Consider the following 17,170-nt stretch of genomic DNA (forward strand, 5'->3'; position numbering starts at 1 on the left):
GATGAGTGCTCTCGACGAGCTGCACACGTGGCAGGAGAAGCTGCGTGGCCAATTTCCGCTGATCACCGCGAACCCGGACGTGGCGTACCTGGACAGCGCTGCCACCTCGCAGAAGCCGCAGGTGGTCCTTGACGCGGTCCTGACCTACCTGACGACGGGCAACGCCAACGCCGCGCGGGGCACGTACCCGTGGGCGAACCGGACCACCACCCGTATCGAGCAGGCCCGCGACCGCCTGCGCCGCTTCCTCGACGATCCGGCGCCGCAGCGGTCCGGAGTGCACTTCGTCAGCGGCACCACCGAGGGACTGCGTGCCGTCGCCCGCGACTGGCTCGCCCCGCAGCTGCGCGATGGCGACGAGATCATCGTGCCGTTCGCCGATCACGCCGCCAACAACGCACCCTGGCTGGAGGTCGCGGAGCTGCTGCGCCACCGCGGCTTGTCGATCGGCGTCCGCCCGATGCCCTACGATGCCGCCCACGACTACGACACCGACAGGCTCGCGACGATGATCAACAGCAGGACGCGCCTGATCGCCGCGACCCACGTACACCACGTCTACGGCAACGACATGAATGTGCACAGGCTGCGTTCGGCGGCGGGACCGACCATTCCGATCTGCCTGGACGCGGCGCAGGGCGTAGGGCACCTGCCGCTGTCCACCACCGCGACCGATGTCGACTTCGTGGTCTTCTCCGGGCACAAGACGATGGCGCTGCCGGGCACCGGCGCGATCTGGGCGCGCAACCAGCGTGGCCCCACCTACACGCCGGCCGGCTGGAACGGCTCGCCCAACACCAGTGGCATCATCAGCCTGGTCGCCGCGCTGGACTGGCTCGACGCCGCCGGCCTGGATCGCGTCGCCCGGTGGAACACCGCGCTGGGTGCACGACTCACCGACGGGTTGCGGACGATGCCCGACATCGAGGTGCTGGGCTGTCAGAACAGCCTGGCCACCGACACCCTGGTGCAGCAGCGACACGGCATCGTGGCCTTCCGTCACCGCCTGATCGGCTCCAACGACCTCGGGTTCATCCTGGCCGCGCACGGACTCCTGGTGCGTGCGGACGGGCACTGCCAGGCCGACCAGGGCGAAAGGACGGCATCCGTACGGGTGAGCCTGCACGTCTACAACACGGCCGAGGAGGTGGACCGACTCCTGTCGGTCCTGGCCGCGCTCGACAGCGATTGACCGACACGCGCCCCGATATGACCGTTTCCTCCTCCGGGTCGGCTACTCTGTCGGAAATGGCTTCCGTTATCGTGTGGCCTTTCCGTCCGCGTGTCATCCCGGAGTGCACCCATGGCAACGACTACCGGCGCGCCCGGTGCTGTGCTCGACTCGGCGCAGATCGTCCACTGGCGCGAGGCGTGGTTCCAGGTCATGGAGGGGTTTGTACCGCACCTCGCCAGCCTTGAGGAGACGCTGTGCCGTATCGCCGAGGCCGCGCACGGCCGTGCGCCCCGGCGGGTGCTCGATCTCGGCGGTGGCCCCGGACTGCTCGTGGAGCGGATGGCGCGGCGCTGGGCCGACGTCGCCGCCACTCTCATGGACATCGACCCCGTGCTGCTCGCACTGGCCAGTGGCGCGCTGGCGGACGAGGTGCGGGTGCTGCACGGTGACCTGTCGACGTCGGGCTGGGTGGACCGCGCGGGGGGCGGCTATGACCTTGTCACGGTGGTGATGACCCTGCACTACCTGCCACCGGTCCAGGCGCGTGCGTTCTATGCCGACGTCCGTCGTTGCCTGGCGCCCGGAGGGCTGCTGATTGTCGCGGATCTCATGCCTGACGAGAGCCTCCCATCCCTGATGGGTGCCCTGGACCCCGCGCCGGACGAGGCCGCGGCGGAGCTGGCCTGGGCGCAGTGGTGGAACGACGTCGGGCAGGCGGAGCAGTTGCGCCCACTGCTCGGGCAGCGAGCGGCGATCTTCGACAACCGCCTGCCGGCCGAGTTCACCGCTCCGGGTGGCTGGCACGCCGCCGCCGCCCGTGACGCCGGATTCGGCGAGGCCGGGATCTTCTGGCGTTGTGGCAGGCATGCGGCGCTGGCGGCCCGGGACTGAGGATCGGCCGCCCGGTCCGCTGGGGCGGCGCAGCGACACATGCACGTGTGGTCATCTCACTATTAGACGATACTTAGCGAAAACGATTACCGTTCCGATTCTGAGGAATGGAGTGTTTTCGTGAAGTACACACAACGCATGTTCGTCGCGGCGGCGGCAGCCGCCGCGCTCGTTCTTCTCGGTGGTTGCGGCTCGGGTGACGACGATGCTCCGGGCGGCAGCAGCGCTCCGGGTGCCACCAGGCTGGCCGTGGTCGCCACGACCCCCGAGGTCGCCGACTTCGTCCGCGCCGTCGGTGGTGACGATGTCACCGTCACACAGATCATCAAGCCGAACGTTGACCCGCACGACTACGAGCCCACCCCGGCCGACATCCAGGCGATCGGCAAAGCCGCCGTCGTGGTCAAGAACGGCGTCGGGCTCGAGGAGTGGCTGGACCAGACCATCGAGTCGGCAGGCTTCAAGGGCACCGTCGTCGACTCCAGCCAGGGCGTGACCCTGCGGGAGGGCGGCCACGAGGAGGACGAGGGCCACGAGGAGGAGAGTGCCCACGAGGGCGAGGAGCACGACCCGCACATCTGGCATAACCCGCTCAACGCCAAGACGATGGTCGCCAACATCGAGAAGGGCCTCGCCACGGCCGACCCCGCACACGCTGCGGCCTTCGCCGACAATCTGAAGACCTACACGGCTGAACTCGACAAGCTCGACGCCGACAACGAGGCCGCCTTCGCCCGGATCCCAGCCGACCAACGCAAGCTGGTGACCAACCACGACGCCTTCGGCTACTACGTCGACCGGTACAGGCTGGAGTTCGTCGGCTCGGTCATCCCCAGCCTCGACACCTCGGCCGAGCTGAGCGCGAAGCAGCTCAACGACCTCGTCGCAAAGATCAAGGCGACCGGTACGAAGGCCATCTTCGCGGAGACCTCACTGCCGCCCAAGAGCGCCGAAGCGATCGCCAAGCAGGCCGGCGTCAAGGTCATCGGCGGTGAAGACGCCCTCTACGGCGACAGCATCGGGCCCGAAGGCACGCCCGAGGGCACCTACCTCGGCGCCGAGCGGCACAACACCCAGGTCATCGTCACGGCTCTGGGCGGCTGACATGAACGATGCCGCGGCGGCCGACGCCGCCCTTCGCTGTACCGAGGTGAGCGTCGGCTACCACGGCACGCCCGTGCTCACGAACGTCACCCTCGACCTGGTCCCCGGACAGCGCCTGGCCCTGATCGGGCCGAACGGCGCCGGAAAGTCGACCCTGATCAAGTCGATACTCGGCCTGGTGCCGGTCCTCGCCGGCACGTGCACCGTGCTCGGACGCACGCCGTCGCATGCCCGGACCCTCATCGGGTACGTGCCGCAGACCGACTCCCTCGACGCCGACTTCCCCGTGACCGCAGGCCAGGTCGTCATGATGGGCCGCTACCGGCGAATCGGTTGGTGGCGCCCCACCCGCGGCGTCGACCGCCGCGCCGTTCAGGAGGCGCTCGACCGACTGGGCCTGGCCGACCACGCGAGGACCCACTTCGGCGTTCTCTCCGGTGGCCAACGCCAACGGGTACTGCTCGCCCGAGCCATCGCCGCCGAGCCACGGCTGCTCCTCCTCGACGAGCCGTTCAACGGCGTCGACCTGGTGAGCCAGGACGCCATCCTGTCAGTCCTCCGCGAACTCGGCGCGGCCGGAACCACCCTGGTGCTGAGCACCCACGACCTGACGCTCGCGCATGAGTTCGCCGACACCGTCTGCGTACTCAACGGTCGGCAGTGGGCGCTCGGCCCGCCCGGTGCCACGCTGACTGCGGACACGCTGCGCCGCGCGTACGGTGGCCACGCCATCGAGCTGAGAGACGGCCGAACAGTGCTGGTGGAGCCGTGATCGAGCCGTTCACCGTACCGTTCATGGGGCGCGCCCTGGCCGAGCTCGTCCTACTCGCCCTCGTCTGCGGACCGGTCAGCGTCTTCGTCTTCGCCCGCCGCCTGGCGTTCGTCTCCGACGCGGTGACGCACACCGTCTTTCCCGGCGTCGTCATCGGGTTCCTCGCCGGTGGCATCGAGGGCATCGTCGTCGGGGCGCTGGTCGCCGGCATCGCGACCGCAGTGGTGTTGACCCTGCTCGGCCGTGCCGGGGCGCTGTCCGACGACGCGGCCACCGCCGTGGTGCTCACCGCCATGTTCTCGATCGGTGTGGTGCTCGTGTCGCGGCGCTCCTCGTACACCTCGGATCTGACGTCGTTCCTCTTCGGACGCATCCTGACGGTGACGCCGCGCCAGATCGTGGAGACCGCCGTGCTGGCGGTCCTCATCCTCGGGTTGCTGCTGGTCGGCGCCCGCGCTCTGGTCTTTCGGACCTTCGACCCCGCCGGGGCCGCCGCCGCCGGCTTCCGGATCGCCGGGCTCGACCTGTTGCTCAACATCATCGTCGCGCTCGTCGTCGTCGCCGCGGTGCGCGCCGTCGGCACGATCCTCGTGGTCGCGTTGCTCATCGTGCCGGCCGCAGCCGCCCGCATGCTCACCACACGCCTGTCACAGATGGCACTGGTCGGCACCGGCCTCATCATCCTCGCCGCATACGGCGGCCTGCTGGCCAGCTGGACCGCATCGGTCGACTACGGCATCGCCCTGACCTCGGCCTCCGCCGTCGTCCTGCTGCTCGTGCTCGCCTACCTGCTGCTGCTCCCTCTGGGTGCGCTGCGGTCGAGGCGCAACCACGGGCGGACCGCCCCCCACGCCCGGAGGTCCCCGCATGAACTGGTGGGATGACGCGTTGCACCGCGCCACCGCCGAGGTGCTGCTTGCCGGCGCGCTCGCCGGACTCGTCGGCGTACACGTCGTGCTCCGCCGGCTGTCGTTCTTCACGATGGCACTGACCCACGCCACGTTCCCCGGGGTGGTGGCCGCCTCCATCATCGGCGTCAACATCATCGTCGGCGGCGCGGTCGCGGGCGCGATCGTCGCGGTGGGCGTCGCCGCGCTCAGCCGCCGTCGAAGCCAGAACACCGCCGCTGCCACCGGCGTCATGCTCTCCGGGGGCTTCGCGCTCGGCGCCGGGCTCGTCGCCAGCCAAAACGGCTTCAGTCGAGACCTGACATCGTTCCTCGTCGGATCGATCCTCACCGTCAGCCCGCAGGACCTCATGGCCACCGCGGTGGCGCTCGTCGTCGTCGCGGCCGTACTGCTGACCTGCGCCCGTCCACTGCGCTACAGCGGCTTCGACCCCGCCGGCGCGCGGGCGGCCGGCTTCGCCACCGGTGGCTGGGACGTCGTGCTGCTACTCGTCATCGAGGTGGCGGTCGTGACGATCGTCCCGGCCGTCGGCACGATCCTCGCCCTCGCCCTCATCGTGGCGCCGGCGGCGGCGGCGCGTCAGTGGTCGCATCGGTTGAGCGTCATCACCGCCCTGGCGGTCACCCTCGGCGCCCTCAGCGGTCTCGGCGGTCTGTACGCGTCGAGCCGCTGGGACGTCGCCGCCGGCGCGAGCATCACCCTGACCGCCACGGCGGTACTGGCGCTGTCGACGGTGCTGTCCCGGCTGGTCAGAACCAGGCCCACGGTGCCCGTCCACCTGCGGGCAGCCTCGGCATGAGCGCCGCAGACCCCGACGGGAGGAGGCGTACGCTGGACCGCGCGGTCGTCGTGCTGCGCGCCATGGCGTACGAGCACCGGATACGCATCCTCGTGCTGCTGCAGGACGGCGACGAGACACCGGCCTCACTGGCGGAGGCCCTGTGCGTGGACAAGACAGTCATCGCCCGCCATCTGCGGTACCTCAAGGACGCCCGGTTGATCCGGCGCACGCGTCGTGGCCGACAGGTGACCTACACGCTGCAGGGGGAGGCCACCCGGCGCCTCGTCACGGAGGTGCTGCACCACGCCGACCACTCGGCCTGACCACGGCGCGAGAGTAACGACTTTGCCGAGCACGTTCTGCGCGCTGTGGGTGATTTCCTCGGCATCGTCCCCGCGGTCGACTCATCGCCGGACGGTGCCTCAGCCGGGAAGCGCCGACCGGCTCTCGCACTGGATCGTTCAGGTCCGCATGGTCGGCCTACCGCAGTTGCACGCCTCCACCCGAGGCATGCAACAGGACCGCGACGCCGTGAACGCGGCACTCACGCCTCCCTACGGCAACGGCCCCACCGAAGGCGCCGACACCAAGACCAAACGAATCGCCCGCCAATTGCACGGACGGCAGGATTCACCCTGTTCCGCCGCCGTTTCCTCCTCGATAGCAGCACGCATGCTCCGTCACCACCGAACGTGAGACAGGGCCGGTCGGAACTGTGGGTGTCCTTCGTGCAGGTTCAGCAGATCGGTCAGTGGTGCCAGGAACAGCGGGATCTGATCAGGGACGCCCTGGGCGGCCAGGAGCAGGTGCAGTGCGGCGGGATCTGCGACGTGTAGGTCGTTGTGCAGGTGTCCCGTTCCCAGCTGATGTTGCCGTAGCCGTGGAGGCTGGCAGCGGTGACAAGTTCATCGGAGTCATCGTGGAGCGCGATGGTGGTGTCGCCGGGGCATCGGCAGATGTTCTCGGTGAAGCGGCCGGTCGTGGTCAGCTTTCGCGCCGCTTCGATCGTGGAGGGATTCCGTAGTTCGGCCAGGATCGCCCGGTCGGCCAGGGGACCTGCGTCCTCACCGCCGTCGAGGATCCGCACGACGTGTGTTCGCGCCCATACATCCGTGAGCCAGCTGATGACGGTCAACGTCTCCCTATCGAGCATGCGGGTTCGTCGGGCTGTCAGCGTACGGCGCTGGTCTGCGCTTCATCGGGTCGTCAGTTGCCGGGGCGGTCGATGAGGCGGTGGAGGGCGTTTCCGGTGTGGGGGAAGGCGAGTCGCAGGGTGTCGGCGGTGAGGCGGAGGCCCCACCAGGTGAGGGCGACGAGGTAGCCGATGATCAGGGCGCTGTGGGTGTTGTAGCTGATGACGAGGGCGTAGCCGAGGGTGAGGCCGGGTGCGGTGATGAGGCGGATGGTGCGGGTGCGGCTGACGGTCAGGGCGGTGGCGGTGCCGAGGAGTGCAGCGCCGATGGTGCTGGCGAGGCCGGGCATGCCGGTGAGGTCGATGGGTGTGGACAGGGTGTAGGCGGCGCGGATGAGCCAGATGCCGGCGGCGGCGGTGGCGGCGTGGGTGATGGCGGGGCGGGTGAGGGTGAGCCAGTGGGGGAGGGCGTGGGCGGGGATGCGGGGTGCGGTGGCGGCGATGAGGGTGGCGCAGGCGGCGAGGGGGAGTGCGCTGCCAAGGGTCCATTTCAGGTAGGAGGTGTAGTCGAAAGAGAAGGCGGTGCCGGTGGCGAGGCCGAAGAGGGTGGCGGTGATGGTGCCGCCGACGGCTGCGGCGAGGTAGCTGCGGCGGATGAGGCTGCCGGTGGTGGGTTCCTCTGTGTGGGTGGTGGGTGTGCCGGTGAGCCAGGTGGTGGGAGCGAGGTGGGCGATCGCGATGGCGGTGAGTATGGCGAGGGCACCGGCGGTGCCGAGTTGCGGTAGGGAGGTGCGGGCGCCGATGACCCGGGTGTTGTGGATGGTGATGTCGGCGGTGAGGACGGCTTGCAGGAGCAGGGCGAGGGAGCAGGCGCCGATGAGGAGGGTGCCGGTGAGGTCGCTGATGCGCAGCCGAACGCGGGGTAGTCGGGCGGCGGCGGCGCGGGGTGCGGGTTGGTGGTGGGCGGTGAGGGTCAGGGCGCCGTCGGTGAGGGCGTGGGGGTGGTCGACGAGGACGGGGGTGATGCCGGTGGCGTGGGCGAGATGCTCGGCGACGGCGGGCAGGCCGGGGTCTGGGCGCAGGATGACGGCGGTGAGGTGGCCGGCGTCGATGTCCGCGGCGTCGAGGAGATCGGCGACGGCGCGGGGGACCTGGTCGAGGACGGGTCGCGCGGCGCGGGTGACGTCCTCACGGGTGATGATCGCGGGTTGGCGGGGTGCGGGGAGTAGGACGGGGGCGCGTTCCTGGGTGACGAGGAGTTGCCGGGCGGTGCGGACGGCGTCGGTGAGGGCGCGGTGGTCGTTTGCGGCGGCGGGATCGTCGTCGGTGGTGCGGAGGGGATCGTCGTCGCCGGTGGCGGTGTGGATGACGTGGTCGGTGATGAGGTGGTCGAGGTCGGGGGTGTCGTCGAGGCTTCGGGTGGCCAGTTCGGTGTAGCCGCCGTCGGTGGTGTGCAGGACGGTGAGGGTTGCCGGGTGCCGGTCGGCCTGGCAGACCAGGACGCAGGAGCCGGCGGGGGTGGGGTGGCCGAGGGTCGTGGCGTGGGCGGCGAGCGCGGCGGGTGCGGTGACCAGGGCGGGGGACGGTAGTCCGGCGCGCTGTGCCGCGTCGGTGACCTGGTGGCGGCGGCGTGGCCCCCAGCTCGGTGGGATGGTCATGGTGAGGGCGGTGATCGGCTGACCGATTTGGTGGGCAGCGTGTTGGCCGACATGCCGTAGTACTGCCGCGAGGAGGTCCACGGGGTCGGTGGGTGCGGCGTCGGTGGCGTCGGTGGGGGCGGTCTTGCCGAGCAGGGCGGTGGGGTCGTGGACGAAGCGGTGGTCCGCTGGGATGGACGTCGCTGCGTCGACGCCGACGTAGAGGTGTCCGGTGGGGCCGATGACGACACCGGGGGGCATGACGAGGCGGCCGTCGATGAGGATCGGGACGCGTGCGCCGTCGCGGCTGACGGTGGCGGCGATGGTGGCGGAGCTGAGATCGATCGCTGCCGTGGTGTCCCCGTGTGGCATGGGGGGCAGTCTGGCCCGTGGGGGTGTGGCGACGTCAACCCTGATTGTCCGCGTGATCCTCTGTGCGCGGATGGTGAGAATCCTTCTCGACGCAATAGCCAGCGACGTGCATTCTCCTGTAAGCGGAGAGCTTCACCGATGAGTCGCAGGGAGGGACGGGTGCCGAAGGTGTCCTCGGACAGAGGCGACAGGCTCGCCGAGTACGGCACACGGGCCACGGTCCACCCGCCCCACGACAGCCCTCACCGTCGAGTACCTCTCTCCCGCACCGTCGCCACCGGTGCCCGGGTCGTCATCGCCGCCGGCATTCTCCTGGTGGTCGTGCCGGCCGTGCTGTGGCTCGCCGGCGGGAACCCACTGCGGCGGCTACCGCAGTGGTCGCAGATCCCCGCCTGGTTCGAACGCACCAGCGGACGGTTCACCCCCGACGTCCTCATCGGTGCCGCGTTCTGGGTGATGTGGCTGCTGTGGGCGGTGTTCGCGCTGCTTCTCGTCGCCGAACTCGTCACCGCGCTTACCCGGTGGCGCGTCCCGGCGCTCACCCTGCCGGCACCCCTGCACCGCCTGGTGTTTGGTTTGGCCGGCACCGCCGCGCTCGCCGTCACCTCCGCAGGCTCCGTCGACGCGGCGGCAACACCTGACCGGCCGTCGACCCCCGCCGCTGCTGCCGAGCATGTCGATGTTCCCCGCCAGGCCCCTGCCTTCGGCCCGGCGATCATCCAGGTCGCCGACCAGCGGTACCTCTACACCGTCGAACGCCACGACACCTTGTCCAAGGTCGCCAGGGAATGGCTCGGCGACGCGAACCGGTGGCCGCAGATCTGCCAGCTGAACAAACACCGCCACTTCCCCGGCACCGGCGGCACCCTGCGCGACTGCAACCTCATCTACCCCGGCTGGGAACTGCGCCTACCCGCCGACGCCCGCCCACCACACGCCGCGACACCAGCGACCCCGACCACCCCACCACCGCAGGCCCCGCACGATCCGGTGCCACCACCGACCTCCGCCAGCGCCGACCCGCAACCCCCAGGACCCACCACCCAACCGTCCGCCACCACCACCGAAACGCCGCCAACCAGCCCGAACAGCACGCCGGGAACCCCGACCATCAGCGGGACGCCGTCAGCGCCTTCACCCACCGCGCCGACCCCCACCCCGCAACAACCCACCGCCGTCGCCCCGACCGAACCCACCACGACCATCGACGACCACGGGGTGCGGCTGTCGGTCACCGAGTGGCTGCCCTGGTCGCTGGCCGCCGCGATCAGCGCCGCCGCCACGATGGTCTGGCTGCAACGTCGCCGCCGCTACACCGGTGAACCCGACAGCGAACCCCTCACCGCGCTGCCGGCACCGGTCGTCCAGGTCCGCCGCGCCGTCACCGCCCACCCATTTGAGCCGGGCAGCGACGAGCAGCCACCGAGCCTGCACCCTGTACTCACGTCGCTGCCCGGTGGTGGGATCGGCGTCGTCGGCGACGGCGCGCACGCCGCTGCCCGCGCCACCCTCGTCGCCGTCCTCGCCGCAGGCGACCCCCACCACCCCGACGGCCGCGGCGAGATCATCATCGACGCCGCCACCCTGACGACCCTCCTCGGCCCCGACGCCACCACCCTCACTCCGTGGCCACGGCTGCACCTCGTCGACACCCTCACCGACGCACTCACCACAATCGAAACCCATCTGCTGCACCGTAGCCGCATCCTCGACGAACACACCCTGACCGACCTCGACACCACCCCACACCCGGACACCCCCGACGCGGGAGCTCTGCCACCGGTCGTCCTGATCACCGAAGCACCACCCCCCACTGCCCGGATGCGGACCAGGACCGCCCTCACCCTGGGCGCGGACCTGCACGTGTCCGCGCTCCTGCTGGGCGAATGGACACCCGGCACCACCGTCGACGTCACCACCGACGGACACACCCACCCCGTGGCCGAGCAGCCCGCCGAACCGGTGCCGCCACAACTGCCGGTGCTGGAAGCCGCCACGGCGATGGAGATCCTGCAAACCCTCCGCGAGGCGCACACCGGCACACCACCCGCCGCTGCACCCGCCGTGCCCGTGCCCCTGCACACCAGCCGCGCTGACACGCCATCCGCCGACACCGCACCACCGCCGGCCACCGCAAAGCCCTCCGACGACGTCCCTACGGGGCGCGCTCGGCTGCGGGTGCTGGGTCCACCGCGCATCGAGGGCATCACCGGGCCGGGACGGCCGCTGCGCGCCAAAGCCCTCGAACTGGCGGTGTACCTCGCCGTGCACCCCGACGGGGCCGCCACCCGCGAAATCGGCGAGTACCTCGAACCCGACGCCCGCCTCAGCCAAGCCGACCAACGCGTACACACCAACGTGTCGAACCTGCGACACGTACTCGGCCGCGCCGGCACCGCAGACACCAAGAACGCCTACGTCATCAAAACCGCCGGCCGGTACCGACTCGACCCGACAACAGTCGACGTCGACGTGTGGACCCTGCGCGACCTGATGCGCAACGCCACCATCGCCACCGGACCCCGCCGCCGCGAACTCCTCACCACCGCCTGCGACCTCTGCGCCGCACCACTGGCCGAAGGCCAGGACTACGAATGGCTGCCCCCACACCGCGAAACCATCCGACGCTGGGGCACCGAAGCCCACCTTCTCCTCGCCGACGACCTGATCGATCATGACCCACAGGCTGCATCCGACCTGCTCGACAAAGCCATCACCCTCGACCACTACAACGAAGCCCTCTACGTCAAAGCCATGCACGCCCGCCACGCCCTCGGCGACGCCGACGGCATCCGCACCCTCCTACGCGCCCTCACCAAAGCCCTCACCGACCTCGACACCCAACCCCACGACGACACCATCACCCTGGCCACCCAGCTGCGCACCAGCCTGAGCAAGTAAACTCAGAGCTGTACAAACAGGGCTCTTCAGGGCGCGATGGGGCTGCGGTACCGGTCAAGCAACCGGCTCATCTGCGGCTTGCCCCAGGCTCTGTGGAGCAGTTCCCAGCCACGATGCTCGTCGAGGACCGTCGTCTGCCCGATAGTAGCCGCGCCACGTCCGTACGGTGGTGGACAGCACGACCGACGAAAAGCCATGCCTAAACGCGCAGACGGTGGCGGTGGTGGGGCGCGTTGCTGACCGACCAACGAAGGTTTGCTGGGGACGCGGAATCGCTACCGAGAGCGGTGGCCACCTCGTACGGTCGGTGGAACCCCCGTCACCAACGCCGCGATCTCCGACACCGCAGACGGCTGCCAACGGCCGGGCGGTTACGCAGCATCGCACCTGGCCCCAGCCGAGGCCGCAGCCCGGCACGTGGACGAGCTGGCAACTTCGCCGCTTCTGCCCATCGAAGCCCACCAAGTGGCGATCGCGTTGCCGCACAACGTGCAGCCCAACATCGGCCCGACAGCCGGCCGGTACGTCGCCACGATGGCCGTCGGCCAGGCATGGGGGGACACCGGGACGCTGTGGCTGGACCTGGTCGACCACGACGACACGACCGGGGTCGCGGTCACCGGGGTGGAGAGCGACGATGACCCGGACAGTGACTACTGGCAGCCCTACACTGCCCGCCACACCCGGGCCCAGGCGCGGGAACTGGCAGCGCGGCTGCGCGCCTACGCCCACGCCTCGGCCAGTCGACCCTGACCGGGGAGCAGAGCCGGCAGGTTCCCTCCTGACTCAACTCAACCTAAGTAGACATCGGCGGGCTGCCTAGGTAGAGTTTTGCCCATGACTATGGGACCACGCCTTACCGCGCAGACGGTGGCGGTGGTACGCGCGCTGCTGACTGAGCCGACGAAGGCCCGGTGGGGGCGCGACATCGCCGCCGAGACGGGACTGAAGTCCGGCAGCCTGCACCCGATCCTGGCCCGCCTGGAGCGGGCCGGATGGGTGGAGAGCTACTGGGAGGACCCGGCCGAGCACGAGGACGCCGGCCGGCCCCGCCGCCGCTACTACCGGTTCACCCCCGACGGAGCCGAGACCGCGCGTCTCGCGCTCGCCGAAGCCGGCCAGTCCGCCACTCGCACCCTCGCGTTGGGTCGGCTGCACCCGCGGCCGGGCTGCTGATGAGAACGGACACCGAGATGGCATCCAGCAGCAACCGCGAAGGCGACGAACTCAAGACTCCTGTCGACGACACTCCCCAGGTCGCTGACGGCCCTAACGCCGCCGTCGCCGTCGCCGTCGCCGTCGCCGCCTTCGTCGCCGTCGCCGTCGTCGCCGCCGTCACCGCCTTCGCCGACGTCGCCGCCGTCACCGCCTTCGCCGCCGTCACCGTCGCCGCCGTCGGCGGCCTTGCCGCCTTCGTCGCCGTTCTCAACGTGGCCGACGAGCTTAATGCAGGAGCCCGGCCTGGTTCCGGCGGCACGGTGTTGTTGCGCGGCGCGGCGGGTTTGTTGCCGGGGTGGGCGGTGTGCCGCTACCGCGAGGAGTGGGCCGGGGAGTTGTACGACCTGCGTGCCGAGGGCGCGCCGTGGTGGAGACGCGCCGGGTACATCCTCGGGATCCTGCTGTTCAGCGCGCCGAGGCTGGCGGTCGGGTTGCGTCTGGGAGGAGAGCGGTCACGTGCCTGAGTGGGTTCCCGTCACGCTCGTGCTGACCTACGTCGGCATGGTGGTCCTGATGGCCTTGTCCAGCGTGTTCAGCGAGACCGCGCCCCGCCGCGACGCCGCCTACAAGGTGCTGCGGGTGCTGCTGCCCTGGGGTGCGGTCAGCGTGGCCACCCACGCGATCATCACCTACGCCATCACGGGCATGTAGCGCGCGAGGGTGCCGCCGGCCCGGCGCGCACCCACGCGGACCGGCCGGAGTGATTCCGCAGAATCGCTCCGGCCTCAAGATCACCTGTTCATGCCTCCATAACTGATCTTATCGATGCATGAAATGCCGGACCCGGATCGTGTCCGGCGTCCGGCGTGCGGCGCCGCGCGGGTCGTGGCACTCGTACGCCTGGCAGTGCGGCACAGTCCGCTGGACCGACAGTGCCTGGTGTGTGATGTCTGCCTTCGGACTCGGGACTGTCCGATGTGGTTTGGGTGGTGATGGTGGCTGATGATGTGGTCATGGGTTCGCGACGTTGGGTGGTCATCGGGGTGGGTGGGGTGGTCGCTGCCGGGTTGGTGGTGGCGGCGGTGGTGTTCGGTTTGCAGGGGGTGGAGGTGGCCAGTTGGCTGGCCGGGGCCGCGAGCTTCGTGGTCGCGGTGGCCGCCCTCGTGCTTGCTCGGCCGGGAAACCCGGCTGCGGCCCCGACGCCGCCCGCTGCGGTGACACCGCCGGCGGCGGGGCCGGGGTCGGTCACCGTGCAGGGTGATCTCACGGGGATCGCCTCGACGGGCGACAACGCGACGAACACCCAGTACCGGTGAGGTGGTTTCGACGCGGCCGGGTTGTCCCTTTGCCCGCTGATCCCGAGCCGCCGACGCCGGTGGGTGATCCCACCGTGCTGAGCGGGTCGGGCTCGATCACGGCGGGCAGCGTTCCCGGTATCGCCTCCACGGGCCCCCATGCGACCAATACCCAGCACGTCACGGTGCTGCCGGCGGAGGCGTTGGTCGCTCCGGAAGATGTGCCTGCACCGGCCGGGCTGGTGAACCTGCCGGTGCGGCTGCGGCTGTTCGTGGGTCGTGAGGATGCGCTGGGCTGGCTGGACGCAGCGGCTCAGGATCCGGGTGTGGTGGTCGTGCAGGCGGTCCACGGGCTCGGCGGTATCGGTAAGAGCACCCTGGTCGCACGGTGGGCGGCAACCCACCGCGACCAGCACCGCCCGATCTGGTGGATCACCGCGGACAGTCCCGCCGCTCTCGACGCCGGCCTGGTCGCCCTGACCGTCGCGCTGCAACCAGCCCTCGCGGCTCTGCCGTCACCGTCCCTGCGGGAATGGGCCGTACGCTGGCTGGCCTGCCACGACGGGTGGCTGCTCATCCTGGACAACGTCACTGATCCCGCCCACATCGCCGATCTGGTGGGCCGGCTGCCCAAGGGTCGGATCCTGGTGACCAGCCGCCGCGCGACCGGCTGGCCCGACATCGTGACCCCGCTGCGCCTGGACGTCCTCGAACCCGGCCAGGCGGTCGCCCTGCTCACCGCGATCGTGTCCCAGGGCGGCGGTGTCATCGACCCCGCAGGCGCTGCCGCCCTGTGCGCCGAGTTGGGCCATCTACCGCTGGCGGTGGAACAAGCCGGCGCCTACCTGGCCCAGACCCGGACCACCGTCGGTGACTACCTGCGGCTGCTCGCCGAGCATCCCGCCGACATGTACCGCGACGGTGAGGAAGGCAGGGCCGCCGAACGGACGATCGCCCGGGTCTGGCAGGTCACCCTCGACGCCCTCGCCGACGATTCCCTGCCCGGACGGCTGCTGCGGGCCCTGGCCTGGTACGCGCCGGAAGCCATCCCCCGCAGCCTGTGGCACCACCTCGGCGACGGCGCGGGGGAACCAGCGGTGACGCGGGCGATCGGCCGGCTGGCCGCGTACAACATGCTCAGCATCGATCCCGCCACCCGGGCCGTCACCGTGCACCGACTCGTCCAGGCCGTCGCCCGCACACCCGACCCCGACGACCCGCACCGCCAACCCGACGACATCACCACCGCCCGCACCACCGCCACCAACGCCCTGACCACCGCACGACCTGACGACTGGCGCGACCCCACCACCTGGCCGACGTGGCGCACACTGGTGCCCCACATCGACGCGCTCGTCTCCCAGACCAGAGCACACGCCACCGACAGCGACCGCGTCACCCTGGCCTACCTCCTCAACGCGACCAGCCTGTTCCTGCTCGACCAGGGAAACCCCCCTCACGCCATCGCCTACCTCAAGCAGGCCCTCACCGACTTCCGGCGGGTGCTCGGCAACGACCACCCGCAGACGCTGGCCTCGGTCAACAACCTCGCCTACGCCTACGAGTCGGCGGGGGACGTGGGGCAGGCGATCCCGCTTTTCGAGCAGGCCCTCACCGACTGCCGGCGGGTGCTCGGCAACGACCACCCGCAGACGCTGGCCTCGGTCAACAACCTCGCTGGCGCCTACAGGTCGGCGGGGGACTTGGGGCAGGCGATCCCGCTGTTCGAGCAGGCCCTCACCGACTGCCGGCGGGTGCTCGGCAACGACCACCCGCAGACGCTGGCCTCGGTCAACAATCTCGCCTACGCCTACGAGTCGGTGGGGGACTTGGGGCAGGCGATCTCGCTGTTCGAGCAGGCCCTCACTGATCGGTGGCGGGTGCTCGGCAACGATCACCCCGACACGCTGGCCTCGGTCAACAATCTCGCCTACGCCTACGAGTCGGTGGGGGACTTGGGGCAGGCGATCCCGCTGTTCGAGCAGGCCCTCACCGACTGCCGGCGGGTGCTCGGCAACGACCACCCGCAGACGCTGGCCTCGGTCAACAACCTCGCCGGCGCCTACGAGTCGGCGGGGGACTTGGGGCAGGCGATCCCACTGCTCGAGCAGGCTCTCACCGATCGGCGGCGGGTGCTCGGCAACGACCACCCCGATACGCTGACCTCGGTCAACAACCTCGCCGGCGCCTACGAGTCGGCGGGGGACGTGGGGCAGGCGATCCCACTGCTCGAGCAGGCTCTCACCGATCGGCGGCGGGTGCTCGGCAACGACCACCCCGACACGCTGACCTCGGTCAACAACCTCGCCGGCGCCTACCAGGCGGCGGGGGACTTGGGGCAGGCGATCCCACTGCTCGAGCAGGCCCTCACCGACTGCCGGCGGGTGCTCGGCAACGACCACCCGCAGACGCTGGCCTCGGTCAACAACCTCGCCTACACCTACCAGGCGGCGGGGGACGTCGGGCAGGCGATCCCGCTGTTCGAGCAGGCCCTCACCGATCGGCGGCGGGTGCTCGGCAACGACCACCCGCAGACGCTGGCCTCGGTCAACAACCTCGCCTACACCTACCAGGCGGCGGGGGACGTCGGGCAGGCGATCCCACTGCTCGAGCAGGCCCTCACCGACTTCCGGCGGGTGCTCGGCAACGACCACCCGCAGACGCTGGCCTCGGTCAACAACCTCGCTGGCGCCTACAGGTCGGCGGGGGACTTGGGGCAGGCGATCCCGCTGTACAAGCAGGCCCTCACCGATCGGCGGCGGGTGCTCGGCGACGACCACCCGCAGACGCTGGCCTCGGTGAACAACCTTGCCTACGCCTACAGGTCGGCGGGGGACGTGGGGCAGGCGATCTCGCTGTTCGAGCAGGCCCTCGCCGACTGCCGGCGGGTGCTCGGCGACGACCACCCGCAGACCCGGGTCGTCTATGGCAACTTGCGGGCTGCCATGGAGGGTTCCAGTTCCGGGTAGGGGGCGTGGTTGGGCTCTGGCGTCGGCGGCGTGCGGCGTGTGTCCAAGAGAAGGTCCGTCTTTAGCTTCCGCCCAA

At 70.3% G+C, this 17,170-nt stretch carries 16 protein-coding genes and 1 pseudogene; 15 read left to right on the forward strand and 2 right to left on the reverse strand.

Translation table 11 applies throughout. The features are described from left to right. Position 1: 1 nt before the first annotated feature. The 8 genes and pseudogenes from JQN83_RS11125 to JQN83_RS11160 form a co-directional block, all read left to right on the forward strand. A complete protein-coding gene (locus tag JQN83_RS11125) occupies positions 2 to 1,192 on the forward strand; it encodes an aminotransferase class V-fold PLP-dependent enzyme (protein WP_208567018.1) in 1,191 nt (396 codons plus the stop codon). A 111-nt stretch (positions 1,193 to 1,303) separates the two neighbouring features. Then, complete coding sequence (locus tag JQN83_RS11130) at positions 1,304 to 2,065, forward strand: methyltransferase domain-containing protein (protein WP_208567019.1); 762 nt, start codon at positions 1,304 to 1,306, stop codon at positions 2,063 to 2,065. 138 nt (positions 2,066 to 2,203) lie between these two features. Next, a complete protein-coding gene (locus JQN83_RS11135) occupies positions 2,204 to 3,169 on the forward strand; it encodes a metal ABC transporter substrate-binding protein (RefSeq protein ID WP_208567020.1) in 966 nt (321 codons plus the stop codon). A 1-nt stretch (position 3,170) separates the two neighbouring features. Continuing rightward, positions 3,171 to 3,941 (forward strand): metal ABC transporter ATP-binding protein, encoded by a 771-nt coding sequence (locus tag JQN83_RS11140; protein WP_208567021.1) that lies wholly within the window; start codon positions 3,171 to 3,173, stop codon positions 3,939 to 3,941. Next, a complete protein-coding gene (locus JQN83_RS11145) occupies positions 3,938 to 4,825 on the forward strand; it encodes a metal ABC transporter permease (RefSeq protein WP_208567022.1) in 888 nt (295 codons plus the stop codon). Before JQN83_RS11140 ends, JQN83_RS11145 begins: the two co-directional genes overlap by 4 nt. Further along, a complete protein-coding gene (locus tag JQN83_RS11150) occupies positions 4,809 to 5,648 on the forward strand; it encodes a metal ABC transporter permease (protein ID WP_208567023.1) in 840 nt (279 codons plus the stop codon). The genes JQN83_RS11145 and JQN83_RS11150 overlap by 17 nt, the downstream gene beginning before the upstream one ends. After that, positions 5,645 to 5,953, forward strand: a complete 309-nt coding sequence (locus tag JQN83_RS11155) for an ArsR/SmtB family transcription factor (protein ID WP_208567024.1) — start codon at positions 5,645 to 5,647, stop codon at positions 5,951 to 5,953. Before JQN83_RS11150 ends, JQN83_RS11155 begins: the two co-directional genes overlap by 4 nt. 115 nt (positions 5,954 to 6,068) lie before the next feature. Continuing rightward, positions 6,069 to 6,289: pseudogene (locus tag JQN83_RS11160) on the forward strand (transposase); the annotation flags it as partial. Between the two features lie 89 nt (positions 6,290 to 6,378). Here the strand turns inward: JQN83_RS11160 and JQN83_RS11165 are convergent. Together JQN83_RS11165 and JQN83_RS33740 are read right to left on the reverse strand one after the other, a co-directional pair. Next, positions 6,379 to 6,783, reverse strand: a complete 405-nt coding sequence (locus tag JQN83_RS11165; protein WP_208567168.1) for a hypothetical protein — start codon at positions 6,781 to 6,783, stop codon at positions 6,379 to 6,381. Positions 6,784 to 6,836: 53 nt separating this feature from the next. Continuing rightward, entirely contained in the window at positions 6,837 to 8,771 is a 1,935-nt protein-coding gene (locus tag JQN83_RS33740) for an Hsp70 family protein (RefSeq protein WP_208567025.1), read from the reverse strand. 168 nt (positions 8,772 to 8,939) lie between these two features. On the opposite strand from JQN83_RS33740, the gene JQN83_RS11175 reads away from it, so the two are divergent. From JQN83_RS11175 to fxsT, 7 genes are all read left to right on the forward strand, one after another. Further along, complete coding sequence (locus JQN83_RS11175) at positions 8,940 to 11,672, forward strand: LysM peptidoglycan-binding domain-containing protein (protein ID WP_307799172.1); 2,733 nt, start codon at positions 8,940 to 8,942, stop codon at positions 11,670 to 11,672. 465 nt (positions 11,673 to 12,137) lie between these two features. After that, entirely contained in the window at positions 12,138 to 12,425 is a 288-nt protein-coding gene (locus tag JQN83_RS11180) for a hypothetical protein (protein WP_208567027.1), read from the forward strand. Positions 12,426 to 12,509: 84 nt separating this feature from the next. Beyond that, entirely contained in the window at positions 12,510 to 12,848 is a 339-nt protein-coding gene (locus tag JQN83_RS11185; protein WP_244252202.1) for a helix-turn-helix transcriptional regulator, read from the forward strand. Positions 12,849 to 12,865: 17 nt separating this feature from the next. Then, complete coding sequence (locus JQN83_RS11190) at positions 12,866 to 13,354, forward strand: hypothetical protein (RefSeq protein WP_208567028.1); 489 nt, start codon at positions 12,866 to 12,868, stop codon at positions 13,352 to 13,354. Continuing rightward, positions 13,347 to 13,541 (forward strand): hypothetical protein, encoded by a 195-nt coding sequence (locus tag JQN83_RS11195; RefSeq protein WP_208567029.1) that lies wholly within the window; start codon positions 13,347 to 13,349, stop codon positions 13,539 to 13,541. Before JQN83_RS11190 ends, JQN83_RS11195 begins: the two co-directional genes overlap by 8 nt. Positions 13,542 to 13,843: 302 nt before the next feature. Then, positions 13,844 to 14,146: a hypothetical protein gene (locus tag JQN83_RS11200; RefSeq protein WP_208567030.1), complete on the forward strand. Its 303-nt coding sequence runs from the start codon at positions 13,844 to 13,846 to the stop codon at positions 14,144 to 14,146. 221 nt (positions 14,147 to 14,367) lie between these two features. Further along, positions 14,368 to 17,094 carry an FxSxx-COOH system tetratricopeptide repeat protein gene (gene fxsT, locus JQN83_RS11205; RefSeq protein ID WP_208567031.1) on the forward strand — a complete coding sequence of 909 codons (2,727 nt, stop codon included), beginning with the start codon at positions 14,368 to 14,370 and terminating at the stop codon, positions 17,092 to 17,094. Positions 17,095 to 17,170 lie beyond the last annotated feature (76 nt).

Source organism: Micromonospora antibiotica, from assembly GCF_017599305.1.
In the GTDB taxonomy this organism is placed as follows: Bacteria; Actinomycetota; Actinomycetes; order Mycobacteriales; family Micromonosporaceae; genus Micromonospora; species Micromonospora antibiotica.